Raw genomic sequence first — 23889 nt, forward strand, 5'->3', positions numbered from 1 at the left:
GCCGGGGCAAGACAACGGGATTCGCGCGCACCGGCCCCGCACCGGCTGCATTTGGCGCGGCAAGGACACAGACAGGGCAAGGGCGTGACCGGATGACCACAGACCCCACCGTTTGCGCGCTGACCGCCGCCCGCCGCCCGCTGCGCCCGGCCCTGGCTGCGGCGCTGGCGTTTTCGGCCGTGGTCAACCTGCTGATGCTGACACCCGCGCTCTACATGCTTCAGGTCTATGACCGGGTGCTGGTCTCGCGTTCGGTGCCCACGCTGCTGGCGCTGTCGCTGATCGCCGCCTGCCTTTTCGTCGCCCTTGGCCTGCTGGACCATGCCCGCGCCCGCATCCTGGCGCGGATCGGCACCCGCCTGCAGGTCGGCCTGCAGGACCGCGTGTTCGCCGCCGCGCTGCGCCGGGGGGCCGTTGCGCCGCGCACGCCCGCCGCGACCGAGGACGATCTTGATGCCTATGTCCGGCCCTGGGCCACCCCGCTGGCCCCCGCCCTGGCCGATCTGCCCTGGGCCCCGGTCTTCCTGCTGGCGCTGTTCGCCTTCCACCCGGCGATGGGGGCGCTGGCGCTGGTCGGGGGCGCAACGCTGGCCGCCTGCACCCTGGCCAGCCAGCGCAGTACGGCCGGGCCGCAAACCCGCGCCATCGCCGCCGCCCAGGCCGCCGCCACGCTGGCCGCCCGGCTGCGTGAAGGGTCAGGCGGCCCCGGGCCCGCCACGCGCTGGCGATCCTTGCGCCTGACCGCGCTGGAACAGGCCGCCCGCGCCGCCGATGCCGCCGGCGGCTGGGCGGCGGCCAGCCGCGCCGTGCGGCTGGCGCTGCAATCGGCCATGCTGGGGCTTGGCGCCTGGCTTGTGCTGCGCAACAGCCTGTCGCCGGGGGTGATGATCGCCGGCTCCATCCTGATGGGGCGGGCCTTGCAGCCGATCGAAACCGCCATCGGCCACTGGCCGCTGATGACCCGCGCCCGCGCCGCCGGCGCCCGGCTGGCGGCGCTGCTGGCCGCCGTGCCGCCGGACCGGCCCCGCCTGCCGCTGCCGCGCCCCGCCACCGGCCTTTGGGTGCAGGGGCTGACGGTCATTCCCCCCGGCGCCACCACACCGGCCCTGCGCAATGTCAGCTTCCGCCTGGCGCCGGGGCAGGTGCTGGGCGTGATCGGCCCCTCGGGCGCCGGCAAGACAACCCTTGCCCGCGCGCTGACCGGCGGCTGGCACCCGGCGGCAGGCTGTGTCCGGCTGGGCGGCGCCACGCTGGACCAGTATGATCCCGCCGATCTGGCGCGGCTGATCGGCCACCTGCCGCAGCGGGTGTCGCTGTTCGAGGCCACGGTTGCCGAAAACATCGCCGGGCTTGACGAAACCGCCGACCCCGCCGCCATTGCCGCCGCCGCGCAAAAGGCAGGGGTGCAGGATCTGATCCTGCATCTGCCCGCCGGCTATGACACGCCGCTTGGGGCCAACGGCGCCGGCCTTTCCGGCGGGCAGATCCAGCGCATCGGTCTGGCCCGCGCGCTGTATGGCGACCCAGCGCTTCTGGTGCTGGATGAACCCAACGCCAGCCTTGATGCCGAAGGTCAGGCCGCGCTGAACCACGCCATCCGCAGCGCCCGCGATGCCGGGGCGGCGGCGGTGGTGCTGGCCCACCGCCCCGCCGCCCTTCAACCCTGTGATCTGCTGATGGTGCTGGCCGAAGGGCGGGTGCAATCGTTTGGCCCGCGCGACCAGATCCTGCGCGAAACCCTGCGCAATGTCGGCCAGGTGGCGCCCGCGCCGGGGCCCGGCGCCCTGGCAGGCGGTGTCGCATGACGCCGGCCTTCTGCTCGGCCCGTCGCCCGGTGATGCTGGGGCTGGCCACGCTGGCCGGGCTGGCCGTGGCCGCCCTGCTGTGGGGCAGCCTTGCCCCGATTTCGGGCGCGATCGTCGCCTCGGGCCGGGTTGAGGTGGCGCAGAACCGGCAGGTGGTGCAGCACCCCGATGGCGGCGTCGTGGCCGAGATCCGGGTGACCGATGGCGCGCATGTCGCCGCCGGGGATGTGCTGGTCCGGCTGGATGGCAGCGCGCTGTCCTCTGACCTTGCCATCGTGCAGGGCCGGCTGACCGAACTTTCCGCCCGCCGCGCCCGGCTGGTGGCGGAACGTGACGCAGCCGCCGCGCCGGTTTTTCCGCCCGCCCTGCTGGCAGAGGCCGCCAGCCGCCCCGAGGTGGCCGAACAAGTGGATGGTCAGCGCCGCCTGTTCGCCGCGCGGGCCGAAAGCCTGGCTGCCGAAACCGGCCAGTTGCGCCGGGAGATCGACCAGATCCGCGCCCAGATTGACGGCATTGCCGCGCAATCCGATGCGCTGGTGGTGCAACTGGCGCTGATCCGGCAGGAACTGGCCGCGCAACAGGCGCTGCAGGCCAAGGGGCTGGCGCAGGCCGCCACCGTGCTGGCCCTGCAACGCGAAGAGGCCCGGCTGGCGGGGCAGGCGGGGGAACTGGCCGCCGTGCAGGCGCAGGCCCGCGCCCGCATCACCGAAACCGAAATCCGCATCACCCGCCTGACCGCCGACCGCCGCGAAGCCGCCATGGCCGAATTGCGCGACATCGCCCCGACCGAGATGGAGCTGGCCGAACGCGCCCGCGCCCTGACCGACCGGCTGGCCCGGCTGGACCTGCGCGCCCCGGTCTCGGGCGTGGTGCTGGGGCTTGCCGTGACCACGCCCCGCGCCGTTCTGCGGCCGGCCGAACCGGTGCTGTTCCTTGTGCCGCAGAACCGCCCGCTGCTGATCGCCGCCGCCGTTTCGCCCTTGCAGGTTGCCGGGGTGCGGCCCGGCCAGCCGGCAGAACTGGCCTTCCCCGCGCTTGCCGCCCCCGGCACGCCGCATCTGACGGGCCGGGTCACGCTGGTATCGGCCGATGCGCTGGCCGATCCGGCCACCCATGCCGCCTATTACCGGGTCGAGATCGCACCCGATCCCGGCCAGATCGACCGGCTGGCCGGACAGGCGCTTGTCCCCGGAATGCCGGTGCAGGCCTATCTGTCAACCGGCCCCCGGTCGCCGTTCGGCTGGCTGGTACAGCCGCTGACAGATGCCTTCGCCGGCGCCCTGCGCGAAGGATAGGGGCCGCCGAAATATTGGCAGATCGCGGAAGCCGCCAATCAACCCGTTGATATTGCTTTGCCAACGGCCTGCACCGGCCCGGGACAGTCCCCTTGCCCGCCACGGCCCGCCCGGCTAGGCTCCGCCGCAACCCGCCAGGAGGAAGAACCCATGTCCGTCGAATCCCGCCTTGCCGATCTTGGCCTGACCCTGCCCGAAGCCCCGGCCCCGGCGGCGAACTATGTGCCCTTCGTGGTGGTGGGCAATCTGGTCCATATCTCGGGCCAGATCAGCCAGAACGAAGCCGGCCTGATCAAGGGCAAGCTGGGCGCCGACCTGTCCATCGAACAGGGCGCCGACGCCGCCCGCCGCTGCGCCCTGTCGCTGCTGGCCCAGTTGAAACGTGCCTGCGACGGCGACCTGTCGCGCGTGGTGCGGGCGGTCAAGCTGGTGGGCTTCGTCAACTCCTCGCCCGATTTCATCGACCAGCCCAAGGTGATCAACGGCGCCTCGGACCTGATGGTCGCCGTGCTGGGCGACGCCGGCCGCCATGCCCGTTCGGCCGTCTCGGCCGCCTCGCTGCCGCTGGGCGTGGCCGTCGAGATCGAGGCCCTGTTCGAGATCCGCTGATGCCCCGCCGCATCGCCCTGCCGCCCGCCTTCCTGCGCGCGCCCATCGCGCACCGTGCCCTGCATGACCGGGCGCAGGGGCGTGTCGAGAATTCGCCCGCCGCCATACAGGCGGCGCTGGACCACGGCTATGCCATCGAAATTGACCTGCAACTCAGCGCCGACGGCGTGGCCATGGTGTTCCATGACGAAACGCTGGACCGGCTGACCGCAGAAACCGGCCCCGTCACCGCCCGCAGCGCCGCCGACCTGGGCCGCATCGGCCTGACCGGCGGGACGGACACGATTCCCACCCTGACGCAGGTGCTGGATCAGGTGGCCGGCCGCGTGCCCCTGCTGATCGAGATCAAGGATCAGTCGCTGGTCATGGGCCCCACCGATGGCCGGCTTGAGGCCGCCACGGCGCAGGCGCTGCAAGGCTATGCCGGCCCGGTGGCGGTGATGTCGTTCAACCCTGCCGCCATTGCCCATATGGCCCGGCTGGCGCCCGACCTGCCGCGCGGCCTGACCACCGCCGCCTATGACGCCGAAAGCTGGCATCCGCTGCCCGAAGCGGCCTGCGCCCATTTCCGCGCCATCCCGGATTATGACCCGCTCGGGTGCAGCTTCATCAGCCATGAAGCCGCCGATCTGGGCCGCGACCGGGTGGCGCACCTCAAGGCGCAGGGGGCGGCCATCCTGTGCTGGACCATCCGCTCGCCCGCCGAAGAGGCGGCGGCGCGGAAGGTGGCGCAGAATGTCACCTTCGAGGGCTATCTTTCCCCGCTGCCCGCTTGACCCGGGCGGCGGCGGCCCCACCTTGCCCTCGGGCAACCCCAAGGGCGCCATGGCCGAAATCACCCTTCACGACAACCTGACCGAAATCGACGCCTCTGCCTGGGATGCGCTGGCCGCGCCCGAACAGGCCGATGGCGGGCGCCCGGTTGATCCGTTCACCACCCACCGCTTTCTGGCGGCGCTGGATCGGTCGGGGTCAACCGGCGCGGCGTCGGGCTGGCAGCCGAAGCCGCTGATCCTGACCGAAGCCGGGCAGCCGGTCGCCGCGCTGCCGCTTTATGCCAAGACCCACAGCCAGGGCGAATACATCTTCGATCACACCTGGGCCGAGGCCTATGAACGCGCCGGCGGGCGCTATTACCCCAAGCTGCAGGTCGCGGTGCCCTTCACCCCGGCCACGGGCCGCCGCTTTCTGGGCCTGCCCGAACACCGCGCGGCCCTGGCCCGCGCCGCCATCGGGCTGACGCGGGGCAACGGGCTGTCCTCGCTGCATGTCACCTTCTGCACCGCGGACGAGGCCACCGATCTGGCCGGGACCGATGGCCTGCTGCACCGTGTTACGCAGCAGTTCCACTGGGAAAACCGGGGCTATGGCGGTTTCGACGATTTCCTGGCCGACCTGTCCAGCCGCAAGCGCAAGATGATCCGCAAGGAACGCGACACCGCCCGCGCGGCGGGGCTGACGATCCGGGCGCTGACCGGCGACCAGATCGAACCCCGCCACTGGGCGGCCTTCTGGGCCTTTTACCAGGACACCGGCAGCCGCAAATGGGGCCGCCCCTACCTGACCCGCGCCGCCTTCGACGAATTCCACCGCACCATGCGCAACGACATCCTGCTGGTGCTGGCCTTCCGCGACGACCGGCCGGTTGCCGGGGCGCTGAACTTCATCGGGCGCCACACGCTTTACGGCCGTTACTGGGGCTGCGTGGAAGATCATCCCTGCCTGCATTTCGAACTGTGCTACTATCAGGCCATCGACTGGGCCATCGCCGCGGGCCTGCACCGGGTCGAGGCCGGGGCGCAGGGCGAACACAAGCTGGCGCGCGGCTACCTGCCCGCCGAATGTCATTCGCTGCACTGGATCGCCGATGCCGGCTTCCGCAAGGCCGTGGCGCAATATCTTCAGGCCGAACGGCAGGCGGTGGATGAGGAGATCGAGGTTCTGACGGCCTATGGTCCGTTCCGCCGCGGCGACAGGGCCGAGTAACGCCGCGGGGGCTTCACGCCCCCGCACCCCCGTGGGGTATTTGTGCCAAGATGAAGCGGGGAATCGGAGGACACCTGATGCTGACATTCTACACCAATCCGATGTCGCGCGGACGAATGGTGCGCTGGATGCTTGAGGAAACGGGCGAACCCTATGAAACGGTGGTGCTGGACTATGGCCCGCCGATGAAATCGGCCGAATATCTGGCGCTGAACCCGATGGGCAAGGTTCCCACGCTGGTGCATGACGGCAAGGTGATCACCGAAGTGGCCGCGATCTGCACCTATCTGGCGCAGGCGTTTCCGGAAAAGGGCCTGATGGCCAGGGACAGTGCCAGCTTTTACCGCTGGATGTTCTTTGGCGCCGGGCCGCTGGAACAGGCGGTGGTGAATGCCTCGTTCGGCTGGGCGCCACAAGGCCCGCAAGAGGCCCGCCGCACCGGCTATGGCAGCCTGGAAACCGTGGTTGCCACGCTGACCGATCATCTGGCGAAGCACGATTACATCGCCGACGGACGGTTCACGGCGGCCGATGTCTATCTGGGCAGTCAGGTCGGCTGGGGTCTGGCGTTCAAGAGCATTCCCGCCAACGACACGCTGGCCGCCTATTGGGCGCGGCTGGAACCGCGCGCCGCCCGCAAGGCCGCCGCAACCAAGGATGACGCCCTGATGCCGACGAGGACATGATGACCCATCTTCTTTCCACCGACGACCGCGCCGCCCTGCTGCCTGCCCTGGGTGAAACCGGCTGGGCGGCCGTTCCGGGCAAGGATGCCCTGCGCAAGATCCTGAAGTTCAAAAACTTTTCGGAAGCCTGGGGCTTCATGTCCCGCGCGGCGCTGATGGCGGAAAAGCTGAACCACCATCCTGAATGGAAGAACACCTACAATGTGGTGGACGTGACCCTGACCACGCATGACGTGCAGGGGCTGACCCGGCTGGACATCGACCTTGCCCGCGCGATGGACCGTTTCGCCGGCAGTGCCGAGGTGCAGCGCAACCATGGCGAGCCGGTCAGTTCGCTGTGCGAGGCGCGGGCCAGCCGCAAGGCCTGAGCGGCGGCCCCGCAGCGATGTGCGGGGCCGCGCCTTGGGATCAGATCTGCGACAGCAGGGTTTCGCCGGCCGAAATTTCGCAGGCGCCAGGGCTTTCCTCAAGGTTCAGCACCTTGACCACGCCGTCCTCGGCATAAAGCGCATAGCGCTTGGACCGGGAATGGAACCCGATGGCCGGAACGTCGAAATCCATCCCGATGGCCTTGGTGAACGAGGCATCGGCATCGCCAAGGAAGGTGATCCCGGCGGCGGTGGCGCCGGTCGATTCCCCCCAGGCCTTCATCACGAAGGGATCGTTGACCGAGACGCAGATGATTTCATCCACGCCCTTGGCATCGAATTTCGCCTTGCTGCGGATGAAGCTGGGCACATGGGCGGTGGTGCAGGTGCCGGTATAGGCGCCGGGCAGGCCGAAGATCACGACCTTGCGGCCTTGAAGTTTCGGGCCAAGCGCCACCTGTTCGGGGCCGTTCGCGCCCATGGTCAGCAGCGTTGCGTCGGGCAACCGGGCCCCGGTGGAAATGGTCATGCGCGCGTCCTTCCTTGTCTGGCGGTGTCTGTGCGTTGCACCTGTCGGTCAGCCGGATATAGGGTCGTGCAAGAGACATGCCAAAGGAAATGCGATGCGTGTGGTGATCGTGGGGGCCGGACAGGCCGGGGCGGCGCTGGCGGCGAAGTTGCGGGCACTGGGGCACGAGGGGCCGATCACCATGATCGGCGAGGAGGCGGCGCCCCCCTATCAGCGGCCGCCGCTGTCGAAAGGCTATCTGCTGGGGCAGATGGAGGAAGACCGGCTTTGGCTGCGCGCCCCCGATTTCTGGGCCGAAAATGCCATCGACCTGCGGCTGGGAGTGCCGGTGACGGCCATCGACCGCACCGCGCGCACCGTAACGGTGGGCGACGAGACGCTGGCCTATGACGCGCTGGCGCTGACCACCGGATCGGCCCCGCGGCGGTTGCCGGCGGCCATCGGCGGCGATCTGCAAGGCGTGTTCACCGTGCGGACGCTGGCCGATGTTGATGCGATGCGGGCCGAATTCGTGCCGGGGCGGCGGGTGGTGATCGTCGGGGGCGGCTATATCGGGCTTGAGGCGGCGGCGGTGGCGTTGAAGCTGGGGCTGGCGGTGACGGTGCTGGAAATGGCGCCGCGCATCCTGCAGCGCGTCGCGGCGCCGGAAACCAGCGACTATATCCGCGCGCTGCATCAGTCGCATGGCGTGACCATTCTGGAAGGCACCGCGCTGGAGCGGCTGCTGGGCAGCCCCCGCGTGACCGCGGCCCGGCTGGCGGATGGGCGCGAAGTGCCGGCGGATTTCGTGATTGTCGGCGTGGGCATCACCCCCGGCACCGCGCTGGCCGAGGCGGCGGGGCTGGCGCTGGACAACGGCATTGCGACCGACGAGATGGGCCGCACCTCGGACCCGGCGATCTGGTCGGCGGGGGATTGCGCGTCGTTTCCGTGGAATGGCCGGCGCATCCGGTTGGAATCGGTGGGAAATGCCATTGATCAGGCCGAAGCGGTGGCGGCCAACATGCTGGGCGCGGACCGGCCCTATCAGGCGACGCCGTGGTTCTGGTCGGACCAGTTCGACCTCAAGCTGCAGATCGCCGGGCTGAACACCGGATATGACCGGATCATCACCCGCAGCGAAGGTATGGCGGGGGTAAGTTTCTGGTATTACCGGGGTAACACCCTGCTGGCGGTGGACGCGATGAACGATCCGCGCGCCTATATGGTGGGCAAGCGGCTGATCGACGCCGGCAAGTCGCCCGCGCCCGAGGTGCTGGCCGAAGCGCCTGACCTGAAGGTGCTGCTGAAGTGAGGATCATCGGCGGCGCGCGACGCGGCCTTCTCTTGGCCGAGGTGGGCGAGGGCGATCCCGCCGCGCATCTGCGCCCCACATCCGACCGGGTGCGCGAGGCGATCTTCAACCTGCTGATCAACGGCGCGGGGGAAAACCCGCTTCCCGGCGCGCGGGTGCTGGACCTGTTCGCCGGCACCGGCGCGCTGGGGCTGGAGGCGCTGTCGCGCGGCGCGGCGCGGGTGGCCTTTGTCGATGACGGGGCCAAGGCGCGGGCGCTGTTGCGGGCGAACATCGAAAAGATGCAGGCCATGGGCACCACCGATGTCTGGCGCCGCGATGCCACGCGGCTGGGGCCGAACCGTGGCCCCGGCTATTCGCTGGTTTTCCTTGACCCGCCCTATCACAAGGGTCTGGGCGAGGCCGCCCTTGCCTCGGCCATCGAAGGGGGCTGGCTGGCCCCCGGCGCGGTGATCGTGTGGGAGGAAGGCACCCCGCCGCAACCGCCCGACGGGTTCACCCGGCTGGACCAGCGCAAATATGGCGACACGCTTGTCACCCTGCTGAAAGCGCCGGAATGACCCCGGCCGCCGTTCTGTTCGACTGCGACGGCGTTGTAGTTGACAGCGAAGGCCCGACCTTCGACCTGCTTATCGAAGATCTGGCCGCGCATGGGCTGGTGCTGACCCGGCATCAGTTGGAAACCGACTATATCGGCGGCACGATCGAGACCGTCGCCACCCGGGCGCGGGCGGCCGGGGCGCGGTTGCCACAGGACTGGGTCGCGCGCTTCTATGACCGGATGTATGCCATGCTGGCCGCCGGCACGCCGCTGATCCCCGGCATTGTGGCCGTGCTGGACGCGCTGGATGCGGCGGAGGTTCCCTATGCGATGGGGTCGAACGGCACGCTGGAAAAGATGTCCATCACGCTGGGCCAGCACGGGCTGCTGTCGCGGTTCCGCGCCACGCTGTCAGGGCAGGCGCTGGGCCGGCCCAAGCCCGCGCCAGACCTGTATCTGGCCGCCGCCGCAGCCTGCGGGGCCGATCCCGCCGCCTGCGTGGTGATCGAGGACAGCGCCACCGGGGCAAGGGCCGCGCTGGCGGCGGGCATCCCCTGCCTTGGCTTTGCCCCGCATGGCCCCGATGCCCCGGCCGCGCGCGGCATGGCCGCGCTGGGGGTGCCGCTTTTTGCCGACATGGCCGGGCTTCCGGCGTGGCTGGGGCTGTGACCCGCCCCAGATGACGCCGCGTTGCGGATGACGAACGCGCGCGCCCGCGTCATTCTGCCGGGCAAGGGAGAGCCAGCATGTCCGATTTCAGCCACCTTCTGTCGCCCATCACCCTGGGCACCACCACCCTGCGCAACCGCAGCCTCATGGGGTCAATGCACACGGGGCTTGAGGAAACCGGCGACTGGGGCCGGGTGGCCGCCTTCTACGCCGCCCGCGCCCGGGGCGGCGCGGGGCTGATCGTCACCGGCGGCATGGCCCCCAACCGCGAAGGCGGCGTCTTTCCCGGCGCTGCGGGCCTGTTTTCCGACAAGGACATCGCCAACCACCGCCGCGTGACCGATGCGGTTCACGCCGAAGGCGGCCATATCGCGATGCAGATCCTGCACGCGGGCCGCTATGCCTATTCGCCGGAATGCGTGGCCCCTTCGGCGATCAAGTCGCCGATTTCGCCCTTTCCCCCGCGTGAGCTGGACGAGGCGGGGATCGAGAAGCAGATCGCCGACATCGCCACCGCCGCCGCCCGCGCCATCGAGGCCGGTTATGACGGGGTCGAGGTGATGGGGTCGGAAGGCTATTTCCTGAACCAGTTTCTTGTCACCCGCACCAACAAGCGGACCGACCGCTGGGGCGGATCTTACGAAAACCGGATGCGCCTGCCGGTCGAGGTGGTGGCCCGCGTGCGCGCCGCGCTGGGGCGCGACCCGATCCTGATCTTCCGGCTGTCGCTGATTGATCTGGTGCCCGAAGGATCAAGCTGGGATGAGGTGGTGCACCTGGCCTGCGCGGTGCAGGCGGCGGGGGCCAGCATCCTGAACACCGGCATCGGCTGGCACGAGGCGCGGGTGCCGACCATCGCCACCTCGGTCCCGCGCGCGGCCTTCGCCGACCTGACCGCCCGGCTGCGCCCCGAGGTGCAGATCCCGGTCATCACCTCGAACCGGATCAATGCGCCGGATGTGGCCGAACGGCTGCTGGCCGATGGCATGGCCGACATGGTGTCGATGGCGCGGCCCTGGCTGGCCGATGCCGAATTCATGGTCAAGGCGGCCACGGGCCGGGCGCACGACATCGCCCCCTGCATCGCCTGCAACCAGGCCTGTCTGGACCACACCTTCAGCGGCAAGCTGACAAGCTGCCTGGTGAACCCCCGCGCCTGCCATGAGACCGAGCTGGTCTATGCCCCGGCCGAGACGCCAAGGCGGATTGCCGTGGTGGGGGCTGGCCCGGCGGGAATGATGGCGGCAATCGTCGCTGCACGGCGCGGGCACAAGGTCACGCTGTATGAGGCGTCAGGTCAGGTGGGCGGGCAGTTGAATCTGGCCAAACAGGTGCCGGGCAAGGAAGAATTCCACGGTCTGGTGGACTGGTTCGCCCGGCAGCTTGACCACCCGAACCTGACCCTGCGGCTGGGCGAAGCCGCCACCGAGGAGGCCCTGAAAGGGCAGGACGAGGTGATTGTCGCCACCGGCGTCACCCCGCGCGATCCGGGGATTCCGGTCGAGCCGGGCGCCCATGCGCTGAGCTATCTTGAGGTGCTGCGCGGGGCAGCGGTCGGCCCGCGCGTCGCCATCGTAGGCGCGGGCGGCATCGGCTTTGATGTGGCGGAATATCTGGTTCATTCCGGCGAAAGCCCGGCCGAGGACACCGCGCTGTGGCGGCGCGAATGGGGCGTTGCGGCGCCCTGGCTTGCCCCCGGCGGGCTGGCCCGCCCCGACCCCGAGCCGCCCGCGCGGCAGGTCTGGCTGTTGCAGCGCCGGGCCGAACAGCCGGGCAAGCGGCTGGGCAAGACCACCGGCTGGATTCACCGCGCCACGCTGGCCGCCAAGGGCGTGCAGATGCAGGGCGGCGTGACCTATGACCGGATCACCGCCGAGGGCCTTTGGGTCCGCCGGGGCGAGGATGCGCAACCGGAACTGCTGGCGGTGGACAGCGTGGTTCTGTGCGCCGGGCAGGAACCGGCACGCGGCCTGTCGGCCCGGCTGACGGCGGCGGGCATCGCGCATCATCTGATCGGCGGGGCCGATGTGGCGGCCGAACTGGATGCCAAGCGCGCCATCGACCAGGCCGCCCGGCTGGCCGCAACGCTTTGACGGGCCGGCCTCCCGCAGAAGGCGAATCACGGCGATAGCCACCCGCCCGCGCGCCGGACCTGCGCGCGCGGGCGGTCGGCCCCGCTTCCCCGCTGCCGTGCGAATCCCCTGCCCTGCCGCCGGTTTGCCGGTTTCCATGCCATGAACGGTTCGCGGTTTTATCCCGGATAGGTCGCGGTCGCGCCGCGTTACCGCCCCAATTCTGCTGTCAGATCGGGGCTACCCGCTTGTCGCTGCCCGCATGAGGATCTGGATGGACCGACTGACCGAAATGGAAGCCTTCGCCACCGTGGTGGATCAGGGCGGCTTCACGGACGCGGCCAAGAAGATGGGCATCTCAAAGTCTGCCGTGTCCAAGCATGTCTCGGCGCTTGAGGCGCGGCTGGGCGCGCGTCTTCTGAACCGCACCACCCGCCGCGTCTCGCCGACCGAGATCGGGCTGGCCTATTACGACCGCGCCCGCCGCGTGCTGAATGACGCGGGCGAGGCGGATGCGCTGGTCACCTCGATGCAGTCGGCGCCGTCGGGCCTGTTGCGGATTTCGGTGGCCACCGATTTCGGGGTGAACCTGCTGTCGCCGATCCTGGGGGATTTCCTGCTGGAATACCCCGACATCACCGTGAACATGGTGCTGAACAACCGCTATGTCGAACTGATCAGCGAAGGCTTCGACATGGCCATCCGGGTGGGCGATCTTGAGGATTCGTCGCTGCGCGCGCGCAAGCTGACCGAAACCACCCGCCGGATGATTGCCGCGCCGGGCTATTTCCGCAAGTTCGGCCGCCCGACCCGGATCGACGACCTGAACGAGCACAAGCTGCTGCATTATTCCAACCAGGCCAATGGCAATGTCTGGAAGATCACCGCGCCGTCGGGGGAAAAGCGGCAGGTGCGGTCGAACGGCTGGCTGACGGTGAATGACGGGCAAAGCCTGCTGAATGCGGCCATCGCGGGGCTGGGCATCGCCTATCTGCCGTCGTTCCTGTATGCCGATGCGCTGCGCCGGGGGCTGGTGGAAGAGGCCATCCCCGGACTTCCGGTCGAGGTGATGGGGATCTATGCGATCTATCCGCCGGGCCGGTTCACCCAGCCCAAGGTGCGCGCCTTCATTGATTTTCTGGCGCAGCGGTTCATGGAAAAGGGCCCCGACAACTGGTAGGCGCCGCCGCCGTCAGTTGACCAGCGGCACCGCCTCGACCCGCCGGTTGCGGGTGCGGCCGTCCTCGGTGGCATTGGTGGCGCGCGGCGACAACGGGCCGGCGCCTTCCGCCGTGACGCGCGCGGCGTCCACGCCATAGCCCTGGATCAGCGCCTGACGCACCGCCTCGGCCCGCTTCTTTGACAGCGCCACATTGGCGGCCAGCCCGCCCGAGGCATCGGTATGTCCGACCAGCATCACCCGCCGCGCGGGATCGGCGCCCAGCCAGCCCGCCAGCGCCAGAAGCGACGGGTAGGCCCCCGGTTCCAGCCCGCCCGAACCCGAGGCAAAAACCAGATCGTCCAGCGCCACCGGAAGCCCGGCATCCAGCGGCGCCATGTCGGGCGCCGCCGCATCGGCAGAGGGGGGCGTGACCGGACTGACCGGGGCCGCCGGCAGGGGAACGGCATCGGGCGCCGGGGTGGCGGCATTAAGCGGGGTATCGGAGGTGAGCGCAGGTGCCGCCGCGCCTTGCGCGCTGATCTGGATCACCTGCACGAACACCGCTCCGGTGGACCGGCTGACCAGCACGCCGACGCCTTCCTCGCCGCGCAGGGCGGCCAGAAAGCGGAACTCGCCCAGATCCACATGCATCGCGGGTTCCGGGATCACATCGGTCGCGAAGCGGAAATCGAACCCGCCGCAGCGGCGGTCTTCGCATTGGAACACCACCTCATACCCAGCAGCGACCAGTTGGTCGCGCAGCGGCACCAGCACATCCAGCAGCGGCGCCCCCGGCGCATCCAGCCGGTAGGCGCGGCGGTCCAGCGCCCCTTCCAGCCGATGCACCGGCACCCCTTCGGCCCCGAACAGCCCGACCGGCAGGTTATAGCTGCCATGCGGGTTGGTGCTGCTGGCCTCGGCCGTGACCGGGGCCGGCATCACGGGGCGGAACGCAGCCTCTGCCGCCGCGGACAGGGGGAACAGCAGCGCCGCGACCAGCGGCAAGACGGAACGGGGGGGCAACACGCGGGCAATCGTCCTTGCTTCAGGGCCGGTCCGGCGCGGGGCCGGCCCGGTAATGATACTGTCCCACAACCCGCATCCCGAGGCGATCATAAAGCGCCCGCGCGGCTGTGTTCCGCTCTGTCACCACCAGCGAAAACAGCGTGGCCCCGGCTTCGGCGGCCCAGTTCGCGGCGGCGGTCAGCAGGTGGCCCGCCACGCCGCGCCGGCGCTGCGCGCTGCGCACCTCAAGCGCGTGCAGCATCGCCACATCGTCCTGGCAGGCCACGAAGGCCGCGCCGGCGGGCCGGTCATCCGCGCGGGCCATCAGCGCCGTCTTCGGCCCCTGCACCCGCTGCATCACGGCAATCCGCGCCGGGCCGATGCCGCCTTCGGCCCAGACGGCGCGCGCCGCTTCCAGCGGCGGCCAATGGGCAAAGGTGGACAGGAAGGGCGTCTCGCCCTGCAAACTGGCCACCGGGGCGGCATAGGCCACCACCGGATCAACCACCGCGAAGCCGCGCGCCGCCAGCGCGGCATCCAGCGCGGCATCGCCCTGGCGGATCAGGAACAGCGGTTCGGCCATGGCGGCAATCGCGGCCTCCAGCGCGGCGGCGTCCCAGGCGCCCTCGGCACTGGCCGCCGACACGCGCTTGCCGCCGCCCGCGCCATCGCGCAGGCGGAACGGCCCCAGATCGCGGCTTGCCGCCGGGGGCCAGGTCGCCTCCATGACCGCGGCGAGATGGTCGGGCGTCATCCGAACAGCCCCGTCAGCCGCACCATGGCCGCATCCAGCCGGGCCGGATCGCTGCCACGGATCACCAGATTGGTGCCGAAGGCGCCGTTCAGGCTGAACGGATAAGACCCCATCGACAGATCGGGAAACTCGGCCGCCAGCGCCGCGAAATCGGCGGCAATCTCGCCCTCGCCCCGCAGAACGCGCAGGGTCTGCGACAAGAGCGGCGCACCGCCCGTCAGCGTGGGCAGCACACCGGCCAGCATCGCCTCGAAGATCCTGGGCACCCCGGCCATGACATGCACATTGCCGATGCTGAACCCCGGCGCGACCGAGATCGGGTTGTCGATCAGCCGCGCGCCTTCGGGGATGCGGGCCATCCGCTGGCGGGCCTCGTTGAAGGGCATACCCTGCCGGTCATAATGCGCCTGCAACAGCGCCATGGCATCGGCGCGGTGGCTGATCGGGGCGCCCATCGCCTCGGCCACGGCATCGGCGGTGATGTCGTCATGCGTCGGCCCGATGCCGCCGCTGGTGAACACATGGTCATGCGCCGCCGACAGCGCCCGCACGGCGGCCACGATCGCGGCATGGTCATCGGCCACCACCCGCGCCTCGCGCAGGTCAATCCCGCTGCGGGTCAGTTCCCCGGCCAGGTAATGCAGGTTCGAATCGCGCGTGCGCCCCGACAGGATTTCATCCCCGATGACCAGCATCGCCGCTGTCGGATTGGCCATGGCCCTGCCCCTGTCTGCGTTCCCATGCGCGGTATATCCGGCGGCGGCGCACATTCCAACTCCCCGCCAACTCCCCGCCCTTCACCTGCTGCCCGCTCTGGCCAAGCGCGGGGGTTGTGCCTATGTAGGGCACGAAAGGACCACCCATGGACGATACCCCTATCCGCACCACCCGTGATGGCATCCGCATCTATGACGCGGCCGATTTCGCCGGTATGCGCGCCGCAGGCCAGGTTGCGGCCGAAATCCTGGATCAGGCCGCCGCCCTGGTGAAGCCCGGCGCCACCACCGCCGAGATCGACGATTTCATCCGCGAAGAGATTGTCCGCCGCGGCGTGATTTCGGCGACCATCGGCTACAAGGGCTATCAGCACGCCTCGTGCATCAGCGTCAACCATGTGGTCTGCCACGGGATTCCGGGTGGCAAGGTTCTGGCCGACGGTGACATCCTGAACATCGACGTGACCGTCATCGTCGATGGCTGGTATGGCGACACCAGCCGGATGTATGTGGCCGGCACCCTGTCGCGCAAGGCGGAACGTCTGGTCGAGGTCACGCATGAGGCGCTGATGCGCGGCATTGCAGCGGTGAAGCCCGGCGCCACCTTCGGCGACATCGGCCATGCGATCCAGACCTATGTGGAAGCCAACCGCATGTCGGTGGTGCGCGATTTCTGCGGCCACGGGCTGGGGCGGGTGTTCCATGCGCCGCCGAACGTGCTGCATTACGGCCGCCCGCGCACCGGCCCTGTGCTGGAAGAGGGCATGTTCTTCACCATCGAGCCGATGGTGAACCTTGGCCGCCCCGAGACAAAGATCCTGGCCGACGACTGGACCGCCGTCACCCGCGACAAATCGCTTTCGGCGCAATACGAACATTCCATCGGCGTCACCGCAACGGGGTGCGAGATCTTTACCCTGTCGCCGTCGGGCAAGTTCTTCCGCACCTGGGAATAGGCCGCGCCCGCGCCAGTCATTCCAAATTTGCAATAGGTATGCGATTTTCGCATACCGGCCTTCTCGCATACACCGGCATACCGCCGTTGCGCCCGCGCGGCCCTGAAACTAGGGGTCGCTCTGGTGCCGTCGAGGAGGAAGGCCATGCAAGATCGTATCCGTAACGCGGCGATGCGCGACAGAATCGTATCCGCCGCCGAAGCGGCCGCCCTGATCCAGGACGGCATGGTCGTCGGCATGTCGGGCTTTACCCGCGCCGGCGAAGCGATGGCCGTGCCGCTTGCGCTGGCCGAACGCGCGCGCAGCCATCCGCTGAAGATCACGCTGATGACGGGGGCCAGCCTGGGCCACGATCTGGACAAGATCCTGGCCGAGACACAGGTCACCGCGCGGCGCCTGCCGTTCCAGTCTGACCCGGCGCTGCGCCGCGCGATCAACGCGGGCGAGGTGATGTTCATCGACCAGCACCTGTCGGAAACCGTGGAACAGTTGCGCACCCGGCAACTGCCCGCGCCCGACATCGCCGTGATCGAGGCCACCGCGATCACCGCGGAAGGCGGCATCATCCCCACCACCTCGGTCGGCAATTCGGCGTCTTTCGCCATTCTGGCCAAGAAGGTGATCGTCGAGATCAACAGCGCGCATCCGCTGAGTTTCGAGGGGATGCACGACATCTTCATCCCGACCTACCGGCCGAACCGGATGCCCATTCCGGTGGTCACGCCCGACAGCCGCATCGGCCTGCCCTATATTCCGATCCCGCCGGAAAAGATTGCGGCCATCGTGATGACCTACAAGTCGGACAGTGCCGCCTCGATCGCCTCGCCGGACGAGGATACGGTGGCCATCGCCAATCACCTGATCGACTTCCTGTCGCATGAGGTGAAGATGGGCCGGATGGACAACCGTCTGGTGCCCTTGCAGGCGGGCATCGGGTCGATTGCCAATGCGGTGCTGCACGGGCTGATCGAAAGCCCGTTCCACGATCTGCGGATGTATTCCGAGGTCTTGCAGGATTCGACCTTTGATCTGATCGACGCGGGCAAGCTGACCTTTGCCTCGGGGTCGTCCATCACGCTGTCGGCGGCGCACAGCCGGCGGATCATGCAGGATTTCGACCGTTACAAGCCGCATCTGATGCTGCGCCCGCAGGAAATTTCCAACCACCCCGAGGTGGTGCGGCGGCTGGGGCTGATCGCCATCAACACCGCGCTGGAGTTCGACATCTACGGCAACGTGAATTCGACGCATGTGATGGGCACGCAGATGATGAACGGCATCGGCGGCTCGGGCGATTTCGCGCGCAACGCGCTGCTGTCGGTGTTCGTCACCAAGTCGGTCGCCAAGGGCGGGGCGATTTCGTCGGTGGTGCCGATGGTCAGCCACGTTGACCATACCGAACATGATGTCGATATTCTGGTGACGGAAACCGGCCTGGCCGATCTGCGCGGGCTGGCCCCGCGTGAACGGGCCCGGATCATCATCCAGAACTGCGCGCACCCCGACTGGCAGTCGTCGCTGCAAGACTATTATGACCGCGCCTGCGCCTTTGGTGGCCATACCCCGCATATCCTGGAAGAAGCCTTCAGCTGGCACATCCGGCTGCGCAAGACCGGGCGGATGTGACCGCTTTCAAAGCGCTTTGAACCCCGATAGCCTGCGGGCAGAAAAGGGGGATTCGGCATGTCGGATATTCGCGTCACCGTCTGGGGCGAAAATGTGCACGAACGCACCAACGCGGTCGTGCGCGGGATCTACCCGGAAGGTATGCACAGCACCATTGCGGCGGCGCTGAACGCGGCGGGCGGCATCACGGCCCGCACCGCCACGCTGGACCAACCCGATCACGGCCTGCCCCCCGGCAGTCTGGAAGAAACCGACGTGCTGCTGTGGTGGGGCCATTGCGCCCATGGCGAGGTGCAGGATGCCGTGGTTGACCGGGTCTGCAACGCCGTCTGGTCGGGGATGGGGGCGATCTTCCTGCATTCGGCGCATTTCTCGAAACCCTTCAAGCGGCTGATGGGCACCCCCTGCAACCTGACCTGGCGCGAGGCGGGCGAGCGGGAACGGCTGTGGCTGACCTCGCGCAATCACCCCATTGCCGCCGGCCTGCCCGATCATTTCGAGCTGGAACATGAAGAGATGTATGGCGAACCCTTCGGGATTCCCGATCCGATGGAAACCGTTTTCGTTTCCTGGTTCCAGGGCGGCGAGGTGTTCCGGTCTGGCGTGACCTACAAGCGCGGCGCGGGCAAGGTCTTCTACTTCCGGCCGGGGCATGAAACCTATCCGACCTATCACGATGCGCATGTGCAGCGGGTGATCGCCAATGCCGTCCGCTGGGCGCACAACCCGGCCCCCCGTGTGGCCGATCCCTGCGACGCGCCCAACGTGCCGGTGGACACCGCGCTGGAGCCGATCACCGAACGCGGCCCGCGCCTGCATGGCCAGGATGATCGGGGGTTCCGGTGACGATCCGCCTTCTGGTTCTTGGCACCGGCGGCATGGCCGCCAACCACGCCACCGCCTTTGCCGCCATTCCCGGCGTGCGCCTTGTGGCGGGCGTGGACACCCGCGCCGAACAGCTTTCGGCCTTTTGCACCACCCACGGCATCCCGCACGGCTTTGCCAGCCTGGATGAAGCCCTGGCCTGGGGCAAGTTCGACGCCGTGACCAATGTCACCCCCGACGCGGCCCACCACGCCACCACCCTGCCGCTTCTGGCGGCGGGCAAGCATGTGCTGTGCGAAAAGCCGCTGGCGACCAATGCCGCGCAGGCCGATGAAATGGCCGCCGCCGCCGAACGGGCGGGCGTGGTGGCCATGGTCAACCTGACCTATCGCAACGTGCCCGCGCTGCAGAAGGCGGCGCAGATCGTGCGCGAGGGCGCGCTTGGCGCCATCCGGCATTTCGAGGCCAGCTATCTGCAAAGCTGGCTGACCCAGCCCGCCTGGGGCGACTGGCGCACGCAGGACCAGTGGCTGTGGCGCCTGTCCACGGAGCATGGGTCCAAGGGGGTGCTGGGCGATGTCGGTATCCACATCCTGGATTTCGCCACCTTCATCGCCGGGCAGCCCACAACCGAGATTTCGGCCCGGCTGGCCACCTTCGACAAGGCGCCCGGCGGCCGGATCGGCGCCTATGCGCTGGATGCGAATGACAGCGCCACGATGCAACTGCGACTGGCGGGCGGGGCGCTTGGCGTGGTCCATGCCAGCCGCTTTGCCACCGGCCATCTGAACGACCTGCGGCTGCGGATCTATGGCACCGAAGGCGGGCTTGAGGTGCGGTTCGAAAACGCCACCAGCCGGCTGTCGGCCTGCCTGGGCATCGACCGGCTGTCGGCGGCCTGGCGTCCGGTTGATTGCCCGCCGGTGCCGACCATCTATCAACGCTTCATCGCGGCCATCCGGGGCGAAGGTCCGGCGGACCCCGGCTTTGCCCGGGGCGCGGAATTGCAGCACTGGCTGGACCGGGCCGAAGACAGCGCCGCCGCCGAGGCGCGGGCGCTGCCGGTCTGACGCCGTTATTCGCCGGACGGCGCGGGCGCCGTTTCGGCGCAATGGCGGCGGAAGGCGCGTTTCAGCAGGTCAAGCTCGGCGCGCAGAAGGTCGATCTCGACGCGCAGGTCTTCTTCCGACGTGGCGCCGGTGATGATGGTGAAATGCGCCAGCGTGTCGCCACCCGATTGCAGCAGGAAGGTCTGCACCCCGTCATTCAGCAATTCGGCCGGGACCGGCAGGCGCAGCAGGAAATCGCCCGGCCCCTTGGGCAAGGCCGTCACCGTCAGCCCCGGCAGGGGCTTGCCCTGATGCGTCACCTCAAGCTGCGGCGCGGTCTCGCCCACGCCGGCAAGAACGCCCTCCCACACCCCGGCGCGAAGGCGCGTCTGCGTCAGTTTCAGCTTGTCACCCATGATCCTACACCTCGGCCCTTGGTCTGCGGCTGACCGACAGGTCGCGCAGAACGATCTGGTTCATCTCGGGCCCGTCAAAGATCAGGTCCAGCCACAGCTTCTCGATCCGCCTCTCGACCACCTTGGTATAGGTCAGGTCGAATTCGACCATCGTCTCATCGCTGTCCAGCGGCAGCTTGCGCACCACTTGTTCGACATTGGGGCCGTGCTTGATGTTCAGCCGGACATAAACCTCGATCGGCCGCTCGGTGTCGACAATCGCATCCACCCGCACCAGATGGCGCAACAGCAGCCCGTCGGCGCCTTCGGGGGGCAGGTCCAGCACAAGGCTGAGATAGCTTCCGTCGAAGCGGAACACTTCCAGAGACAGGCCGAAAGGGGCCATGTCCGCTTCGCGGGTGTTGCGGACCTGACGGTAGGAAATCTCGCTCAGCCCGCAATCGTGGAACATGGTCACCCCGTCATGCAGCGTCTCGCGGCCTGACACGCCGGCGGCGCCGGGCAGCGGAATGGCCGCGCGCCAGGGGGCGGGACGCCAGGCCCAGTCGGTGCCGGCCGGGCGGCGGACCTTGGTGGTTCCGATGGCGGGCAGGGTCAGGCGGTGGTCAGCCTCATGCAGCAGGCGGTCAACCTGCCGGCGCAGCGCCCGCGCCTCGTCACGCAGACGGCGCAAATGCCCCAGGCCCATGGCCGGGGCGTCATCGGCCCATCTGGTCCAGCGCGACAACATCCGCCGGAACGCCAGCTTCTCCAGAACTTTATTCACGAGCACCACCATCGTTCGGCCGTTACCGACCCTTAAACGAGACCCGCGCCTGATTGGCATATCGTGGCTGAAACGTAAACCGAATCGCTGACTTAACTTAAGGGAAATCGCTGACTTGACCTACGGCAAGTTGCCAATCACGGGGCAGAACCGCGATTGGCTGCCCGCATTGAGGCAATGCTGCGATCCAGCAGCGCCCGGCCGGCCTTGGCGTCAAGGCTGGCCCCCTTGGGTGCGCTGACGGCGATGGTCACCGCCCGGCCATTGAGGCCGATCAGCGCCCGCCAGATGCGGCCGACCGCGCGGTCGGTCAGGTCCAGCACCAGCGCGCCATCGGCCACCGCGACCGACCGCACCGCGACCGAACTTGCCCGCCCGTCGCGCGCCAGGGCCGCCCGGCCTGCCGCGCTGGTGAAATAGGCGCTCAGCGCCGGCGCCCCGCTTTCCAGGACGGAGGCCGATCCCGGCCCGCCCACGGTGACGGTGATCAGCGCCGGCTTGGCCGTGCCGCTGCCGGAACAGCGGCCCAGCACGGCCACGGCGGTCTTGTCGGTCTGATGCCCCGCCTTGCCGTCGATGCAATAGCCCGAGGGTCCGGCCACGGTGACCGCGCCCCCCAACACCGGCGCCGATGTGCGGCCCTGCGTGCCTGGCATTCCGCCGGGCACGCAGGCCGCCAGCAGCAGGACAGCGCCGGCCTTACTGATCCATGTAGACATGCGCCTCGTCCTTGGCGCCGGGATGGGTGACCGCGCCATAGCGGGCAGACCCCACCAGCCGCGCATATTTCCACAGCGCGCCCGAGGTGTATTCGGTCTTGCGCGGGCCTTTCCATTCAGCCTTGCGCTTGGCCAGTTCCTCATCGGACAGCGCCACCGACAGTTCGCCCGTCAGCGCGTTCAGCGTGATGACATCGCCGGTGCGGATCAGCGCAATCGGGCCGCCATGCGCGGCTTCGGGGCCGACATGGCCCACGCAGAAGCCGCGGGTCGCACCCGAGAAGCGGCCGTCGGTGATCAGTGCCACCTTCTTGCCCATGCCCTGGCCGGACAGGGCGGCGGTGGTCGCCAGCATCTCGCGCATCCCGGGGCCGCCGGCGGGGCCTTCGTTGCGGATGACGATGACTTCGCCTTCCTTGTATTCGCGCGCCTTGACGGCGGCGAAGGCCTCTTCCTCGCATTCGAAAACGCGGGCCGGGCCGGTGAAGACCTGTTCCTTCTCGGTCATGCCGGCCACCTTGACGATGGCCCCGTCGGGCGCAAGGTTGCCCTTCAGCCCCACCACGCCGCCGGTCTTGGTCAGCGGCTTGTCGATGGAATAGATCACCGTGCCATCGGCCTCGCCACGGATTTCCTCAAGGCTTTCGCCCAGGGTCTTGCCGCTGGCGGTGATGCAGTCCAGGTGCAGCAGGCCGGCGCGCGCCAGTTCCTTCATCACCACCGCCACGCCGCCCACTTCGTACAGATCCTTGGCCACATATTTGCCGCCCGGACGCAGGTCCACGAAATAGGGCGTGTCGCGCATGATGTCGGCCACGTCGAACAGGTCGAAGTCGATGCCCGCCTCATGCGCGATCGCCGGCAGGTGCAGCGCGCCGTTGGTGGAACCGCCGGTGCAGGCCACCACGCGGGCGGCGTTTTCCAGCGCCTTGCGGGTGACGATGTCCCGCGCGCGGATGTTCTTCTCGATCAGGGTCATCACGGCAACGCCCGAAGCCTCGCCATACTGGTCGCGGCTTTCATAGGGCGCGGGCGCACCGCTGGAATTCAGCAGCGCCAGGCCAATGGCCTCGGACACGCAGGCCATGGTGTTCGCGGTATATTGCGCACCGCAGGCCCCGCTGGACGGGCAGGCGATCTTTTCCATGATCTCCAGCTCCGCCTCGCTGAGGGTGCCGGCCTGGTTCTTGCCCACGGCTTCGAACATGTCCTGAACGGTGATGTCCTGGCCCTTGTAGCGGCCGGGCAGGATGGACCCGCCGTAGATGAAGACCGAGGGCACGTTCAGCCGCACCATCGCCATCATCATCCCGGGCAGCGACTTGTCACAGCCGGCCAGGCCCACCAGCGCGTCATAGCAATGGCCGCGCATCGTCAGTTCCACCGTGTCGGCGATGGCATCGCGCGAGGCCAGCGAAGACCGCATACCTTCGTGCCCCATGGCGATGCCGTCGGTCACGGTGATGGTGGTGAATTCGCGCGGGGTTCCGCCGCCCTTTTTCACGCCATGCTTCACGATCTGCGCCTGACGGTTCAGCGCGATGTTGCAGGGCGCCGCCTCGTTCCAGCAGGTGGCCACGCCAACCCAGGGCTGGTGGATTTCCTCTTCGGTGATCCCCATCGCGTAGAAATAGCTGCGGTGCGGCGCGCGCGCCGGCCCTTCGGTGACATGACGGCTGGGCAGCTTCGACTTGTCGAACCGCTGGTTGGTGGACATTGGCTTTCTCCCGCAGAATTCGCTTTGCGAAGGGGATATAACCATGCCCGCACAGGGGCAAGCGGCGCGTTGCGGGGAAGGGCCGTCAGCCCGCCAGAAGCGGGAAGCCCAGCCACAACAGCAGGAACCCTGCGCCCATCAGCAGGCACAGCAGCCAGACGGGCAGGCCCTTGCGGCGTTTCGGAATTTCAAGCCAGTCATCCATACGGCCACCCTAGCGCAACCTGGGCGCGAAATCCCGCCCCAATTCGCCGCAGACCCGGCAGCGGCGGAAACCCGCGCAACGCCGCAGGCCACCGCCGATGCACCCCGCCCTTTCCCTTG

The 23889-nt window shown here is 68.7% G+C and carries 24 protein-coding genes; 16 read left to right on the forward strand and 8 right to left on the reverse strand.

Annotation, left to right across the window (positions count from 1 at the left end; all coding sequences use genetic code 11):
- Nucleotides 1–92: 92 nt before the first annotated feature.
- The 7 genes from B6K69_RS08560 to B6K69_RS08590 all read left to right on the forward strand — a co-directional run bounded on the left by B6K69_RS08560 (nt 93) and on the right by B6K69_RS08590 (nt 6749).
- Entirely contained in the window at nt 93–1805 is a 1713-nt protein-coding gene (locus B6K69_RS08560) for a type I secretion system permease/ATPase (RefSeq protein WP_108643474.1), read from the forward strand.
- Nucleotides 1802–3100, forward strand: coding sequence for an HlyD family type I secretion periplasmic adaptor subunit (locus B6K69_RS08565; RefSeq protein ID WP_108643475.1), 1299 nt, complete (start codon nt 1802–1804; stop codon nt 3098–3100). The genes B6K69_RS08560 and B6K69_RS08565 overlap by 4 nt, the downstream gene beginning before the upstream one ends.
- A gap of 150 nt (nt 3101–3250) precedes the next feature.
- Nucleotides 3251–3709 (forward strand): RidA family protein, encoded by a 459-nt coding sequence (locus B6K69_RS08570; RefSeq protein WP_107673296.1) that lies wholly within the window; start codon nt 3251–3253, stop codon nt 3707–3709.
- Nucleotides 3709–4485 (forward strand): glycerophosphodiester phosphodiesterase family protein, encoded by a 777-nt coding sequence (locus B6K69_RS08575; RefSeq protein WP_108643476.1) that lies wholly within the window; start codon nt 3709–3711, stop codon nt 4483–4485. Before B6K69_RS08570 ends, B6K69_RS08575 begins: the two co-directional genes overlap by 1 nt.
- 49 nt (nt 4486–4534) lie before the next feature.
- The gene (locus tag B6K69_RS08580) at nt 4535–5695 is read left to right on the forward strand and encodes a GNAT family N-acetyltransferase (protein ID WP_108643477.1); all 1161 of its coding nucleotides are present in this window, start codon (nt 4535–4537) and stop codon (nt 5693–5695) included.
- A gap of 77 nt (nt 5696–5772) precedes the next feature.
- Nucleotides 5773–6381 carry a glutathione S-transferase family protein gene (locus tag B6K69_RS08585; RefSeq protein WP_108643478.1) on the forward strand — a complete coding sequence of 203 codons (609 nt, stop codon included), beginning with the start codon at nt 5773–5775 and terminating at the stop codon, nt 6379–6381.
- Entirely contained in the window at nt 6381–6749 is a 369-nt protein-coding gene (locus B6K69_RS08590) for a 4a-hydroxytetrahydrobiopterin dehydratase (protein WP_108643479.1), read from the forward strand. Before B6K69_RS08585 ends, B6K69_RS08590 begins: the two co-directional genes overlap by 1 nt.
- 40 nt (nt 6750–6789) lie before the next feature.
- Here B6K69_RS08590 and B6K69_RS08595 read toward each other — a convergent pair whose 3' ends face one another.
- Nucleotides 6790–7278 carry a peroxiredoxin gene (locus tag B6K69_RS08595; RefSeq protein WP_108643480.1) on the reverse strand — a complete coding sequence of 163 codons (489 nt, stop codon included), beginning with the start codon at nt 7276–7278 and terminating at the stop codon, nt 6790–6792.
- Between the two features lie 94 nt (nt 7279–7372).
- Here B6K69_RS08595 and B6K69_RS08600 point away from each other — a divergent pair, with 94 nt between their 5' ends.
- The 5 genes from B6K69_RS08600 to B6K69_RS08620 all read left to right on the forward strand — a co-directional run bounded on the left by B6K69_RS08600 (nt 7373) and on the right by B6K69_RS08620 (nt 13034).
- A complete protein-coding gene (locus tag B6K69_RS08600; protein ID WP_108643481.1) occupies nt 7373–8572 on the forward strand; it encodes an NAD(P)/FAD-dependent oxidoreductase in 1200 nt (399 codons plus the stop codon).
- Nucleotides 8569–9132 (forward strand): 16S rRNA (guanine(966)-N(2))-methyltransferase RsmD, encoded by a 564-nt coding sequence (gene rsmD / locus B6K69_RS08605; protein ID WP_107673290.1) that lies wholly within the window; start codon nt 8569–8571, stop codon nt 9130–9132. Before B6K69_RS08600 ends, rsmD begins: the two co-directional genes overlap by 4 nt.
- A complete protein-coding gene (locus B6K69_RS08610; protein WP_108643482.1) occupies nt 9129–9782 on the forward strand; it encodes an HAD family hydrolase in 654 nt (217 codons plus the stop codon). Before rsmD ends, B6K69_RS08610 begins: the two co-directional genes overlap by 4 nt.
- Nucleotides 9783–9859: 77 nt before the next feature.
- Nucleotides 9860–11875 carry an oxidoreductase gene (locus B6K69_RS08615; protein WP_108643483.1) on the forward strand — a complete coding sequence of 672 codons (2016 nt, stop codon included), beginning with the start codon at nt 9860–9862 and terminating at the stop codon, nt 11873–11875.
- Between the two features lie 253 nt (nt 11876–12128).
- Nucleotides 12129–13034, forward strand: coding sequence for a LysR family transcriptional regulator (locus tag B6K69_RS08620; RefSeq protein ID WP_107673287.1), 906 nt, complete (start codon nt 12129–12131; stop codon nt 13032–13034).
- 12 nt (nt 13035–13046) lie between these two features.
- Here the strand turns inward: B6K69_RS08620 and B6K69_RS08625 are convergent, their stop codons facing one another.
- The 3 genes from B6K69_RS08625 to B6K69_RS08635 are packed head-to-tail and all read right to left on the reverse strand — an operon-like array spanning nt 13047 to nt 15491.
- Nucleotides 13047–14042, reverse strand: coding sequence for an OmpA family protein (locus B6K69_RS08625; RefSeq protein ID WP_418260530.1), 996 nt, complete (start codon nt 14040–14042; stop codon nt 13047–13049).
- A 19-nt stretch (nt 14043–14061) separates the two neighbouring features.
- On the reverse strand, nt 14062–14775 hold the full coding sequence (locus B6K69_RS08630) for a GNAT family N-acetyltransferase (protein WP_108643485.1): 714 nt from the start codon (nt 14773–14775) through the stop codon (nt 14062–14064).
- Nucleotides 14772–15491 carry a competence/damage-inducible protein A gene (locus B6K69_RS08635; RefSeq protein WP_108643486.1) on the reverse strand — a complete coding sequence of 240 codons (720 nt, stop codon included), beginning with the start codon at nt 15489–15491 and terminating at the stop codon, nt 14772–14774. The genes B6K69_RS08630 and B6K69_RS08635 overlap by 4 nt, the downstream gene beginning before the upstream one ends.
- A gap of 146 nt (nt 15492–15637) precedes the next feature.
- On the opposite strand from B6K69_RS08635, the gene map reads away from it, so the two are divergent.
- The 4 genes from map (at nt 15638) to B6K69_RS08655 (ending at nt 19968) form a co-directional block, all read left to right on the forward strand.
- Nucleotides 15638–16447: a type I methionyl aminopeptidase gene (gene map, locus B6K69_RS08640; RefSeq protein ID WP_108643487.1), complete on the forward strand. Its 810-nt coding sequence runs from the start codon at nt 15638–15640 to the stop codon at nt 16445–16447.
- A 144-nt stretch (nt 16448–16591) separates the two neighbouring features.
- Nucleotides 16592–18073 carry an acetyl-CoA hydrolase/transferase family protein gene (locus B6K69_RS08645; RefSeq protein WP_108643488.1) on the forward strand — a complete coding sequence of 494 codons (1482 nt, stop codon included), beginning with the start codon at nt 16592–16594 and terminating at the stop codon, nt 18071–18073.
- 57 nt (nt 18074–18130) lie between these two features.
- Nucleotides 18131–18919, forward strand: coding sequence for a ThuA domain-containing protein (locus B6K69_RS08650; protein ID WP_107673281.1), 789 nt, complete (start codon nt 18131–18133; stop codon nt 18917–18919).
- Nucleotides 18916–19968, forward strand: coding sequence for a Gfo/Idh/MocA family protein (locus tag B6K69_RS08655; RefSeq protein WP_228156844.1), 1053 nt, complete (start codon nt 18916–18918; stop codon nt 19966–19968). The genes B6K69_RS08650 and B6K69_RS08655 overlap by 4 nt, the downstream gene beginning before the upstream one ends.
- Nucleotides 19969–19973: 5 nt before the next feature.
- Here the strand turns inward: B6K69_RS08655 and B6K69_RS08660 are convergent, their stop codons facing one another.
- The 4 genes from B6K69_RS08660 to ilvD form a co-directional block, all read right to left on the reverse strand.
- On the reverse strand, nt 19974–20363 hold the full coding sequence (locus B6K69_RS08660) for a hypothetical protein (protein WP_108643489.1): 390 nt from the start codon (nt 20361–20363) through the stop codon (nt 19974–19976).
- A gap of 4 nt (nt 20364–20367) precedes the next feature.
- The gene (locus B6K69_RS08665; protein ID WP_108644854.1) at nt 20368–21129 is read right to left on the reverse strand and encodes a DUF6478 family protein; all 762 of its coding nucleotides are present in this window, start codon (nt 21127–21129) and stop codon (nt 20368–20370) included.
- Between the two features lie 137 nt (nt 21130–21266).
- Nucleotides 21267–21848 (reverse strand): hypothetical protein, encoded by a 582-nt coding sequence (locus tag B6K69_RS08670; RefSeq protein ID WP_123876551.1) that lies wholly within the window; start codon nt 21846–21848, stop codon nt 21267–21269.
- The gene (gene ilvD / locus B6K69_RS08675; protein WP_108643491.1) at nt 21829–23565 is read right to left on the reverse strand and encodes a dihydroxy-acid dehydratase; all 1737 of its coding nucleotides are present in this window, start codon (nt 23563–23565) and stop codon (nt 21829–21831) included. Before ilvD ends, B6K69_RS08670 begins: the two co-directional genes overlap by 20 nt.
- Nucleotides 23566–23889 lie beyond the last annotated feature (324 nt).

This window comes from Pseudogemmobacter blasticus (assembly GCF_003071405.1).
Taxonomy (GTDB): Bacteria; Pseudomonadota; Alphaproteobacteria; order Rhodobacterales; family Rhodobacteraceae; genus Pseudogemmobacter; species Pseudogemmobacter blasticus.

Excerpts from the sequence above, each read along its gene's own strand:
- B6K69_RS08600 (WP_108643481.1), top strand. The coding sequence starts at position 7,373 with ATGCGTGTGGTGATCGTGGGGGCCGGACAGGCCGGGGCGGCGCTGGCG.
- B6K69_RS08615 (WP_108643483.1), top strand. The coding sequence starts at position 9,860 with ATGTCCGATTTCAGCCACCTTCTGTCGCCCATCACCCTGGGCACCACC.
- B6K69_RS08595 (WP_108643480.1), bottom strand. The coding sequence starts at position 7,278 with ATGACCATTTCCACCGGGGCCCGGTTGCCCGACGCAACGCTGCTGACC.
- B6K69_RS08660 (WP_108643489.1), bottom strand. The coding sequence starts at position 20,363 with ATGGGTGACAAGCTGAAACTGACGCAGACGCGCCTTCGCGCCGGGGTG.
- B6K69_RS08630 (WP_108643485.1), bottom strand. The coding sequence starts at position 14,775 with ATGACGCCCGACCATCTCGCCGCGGTCATGGAGGCGACCTGGCCCCCG.
- B6K69_RS08580 (WP_108643477.1), top strand. The coding sequence starts at position 4,535 with ATGGCCGAAATCACCCTTCACGACAACCTGACCGAAATCGACGCCTCT.
- B6K69_RS08635 (WP_108643486.1), bottom strand. The coding sequence starts at position 15,491 with ATGGCCAATCCGACAGCGGCGATGCTGGTCATCGGGGATGAAATCCTG.
- ilvD (WP_108643491.1), bottom strand. The coding sequence starts at position 23,565 with ATGTCCACCAACCAGCGGTTCGACAAGTCGAAGCTGCCCAGCCGTCAT.
- B6K69_RS08610 (WP_108643482.1), top strand. The coding sequence starts at position 9,129 with ATGACCCCGGCCGCCGTTCTGTTCGACTGCGACGGCGTTGTAGTTGAC.
- B6K69_RS08565 (WP_108643475.1), top strand. The coding sequence starts at position 1,802 with ATGACGCCGGCCTTCTGCTCGGCCCGTCGCCCGGTGATGCTGGGGCTG.
- B6K69_RS08585 (WP_108643478.1), top strand. The coding sequence starts at position 5,773 with ATGCTGACATTCTACACCAATCCGATGTCGCGCGGACGAATGGTGCGC.
- B6K69_RS08570 (WP_107673296.1), top strand. The coding sequence starts at position 3,251 with ATGTCCGTCGAATCCCGCCTTGCCGATCTTGGCCTGACCCTGCCCGAA.
- B6K69_RS08590 (WP_108643479.1), top strand. The coding sequence starts at position 6,381 with ATGACCCATCTTCTTTCCACCGACGACCGCGCCGCCCTGCTGCCTGCC.
- B6K69_RS08670 (WP_123876551.1), bottom strand. The coding sequence starts at position 21,848 with ATGTCTACATGGATCAGTAAGGCCGGCGCTGTCCTGCTGCTGGCGGCC.
- map (WP_108643487.1), top strand. The coding sequence starts at position 15,638 with ATGGACGATACCCCTATCCGCACCACCCGTGATGGCATCCGCATCTAT.
- B6K69_RS08620 (WP_107673287.1), top strand. The coding sequence starts at position 12,129 with ATGGACCGACTGACCGAAATGGAAGCCTTCGCCACCGTGGTGGATCAG.
- B6K69_RS08645 (WP_108643488.1), top strand. The coding sequence starts at position 16,592 with ATGCAAGATCGTATCCGTAACGCGGCGATGCGCGACAGAATCGTATCC.
- B6K69_RS08575 (WP_108643476.1), top strand. The coding sequence starts at position 3,709 with ATGCCCCGCCGCATCGCCCTGCCGCCCGCCTTCCTGCGCGCGCCCATC.
- B6K69_RS08650 (WP_107673281.1), top strand. The coding sequence starts at position 18,131 with ATGTCGGATATTCGCGTCACCGTCTGGGGCGAAAATGTGCACGAACGC.
- B6K69_RS08560 (WP_108643474.1), top strand. The coding sequence starts at position 93 with ATGACCACAGACCCCACCGTTTGCGCGCTGACCGCCGCCCGCCGCCCG.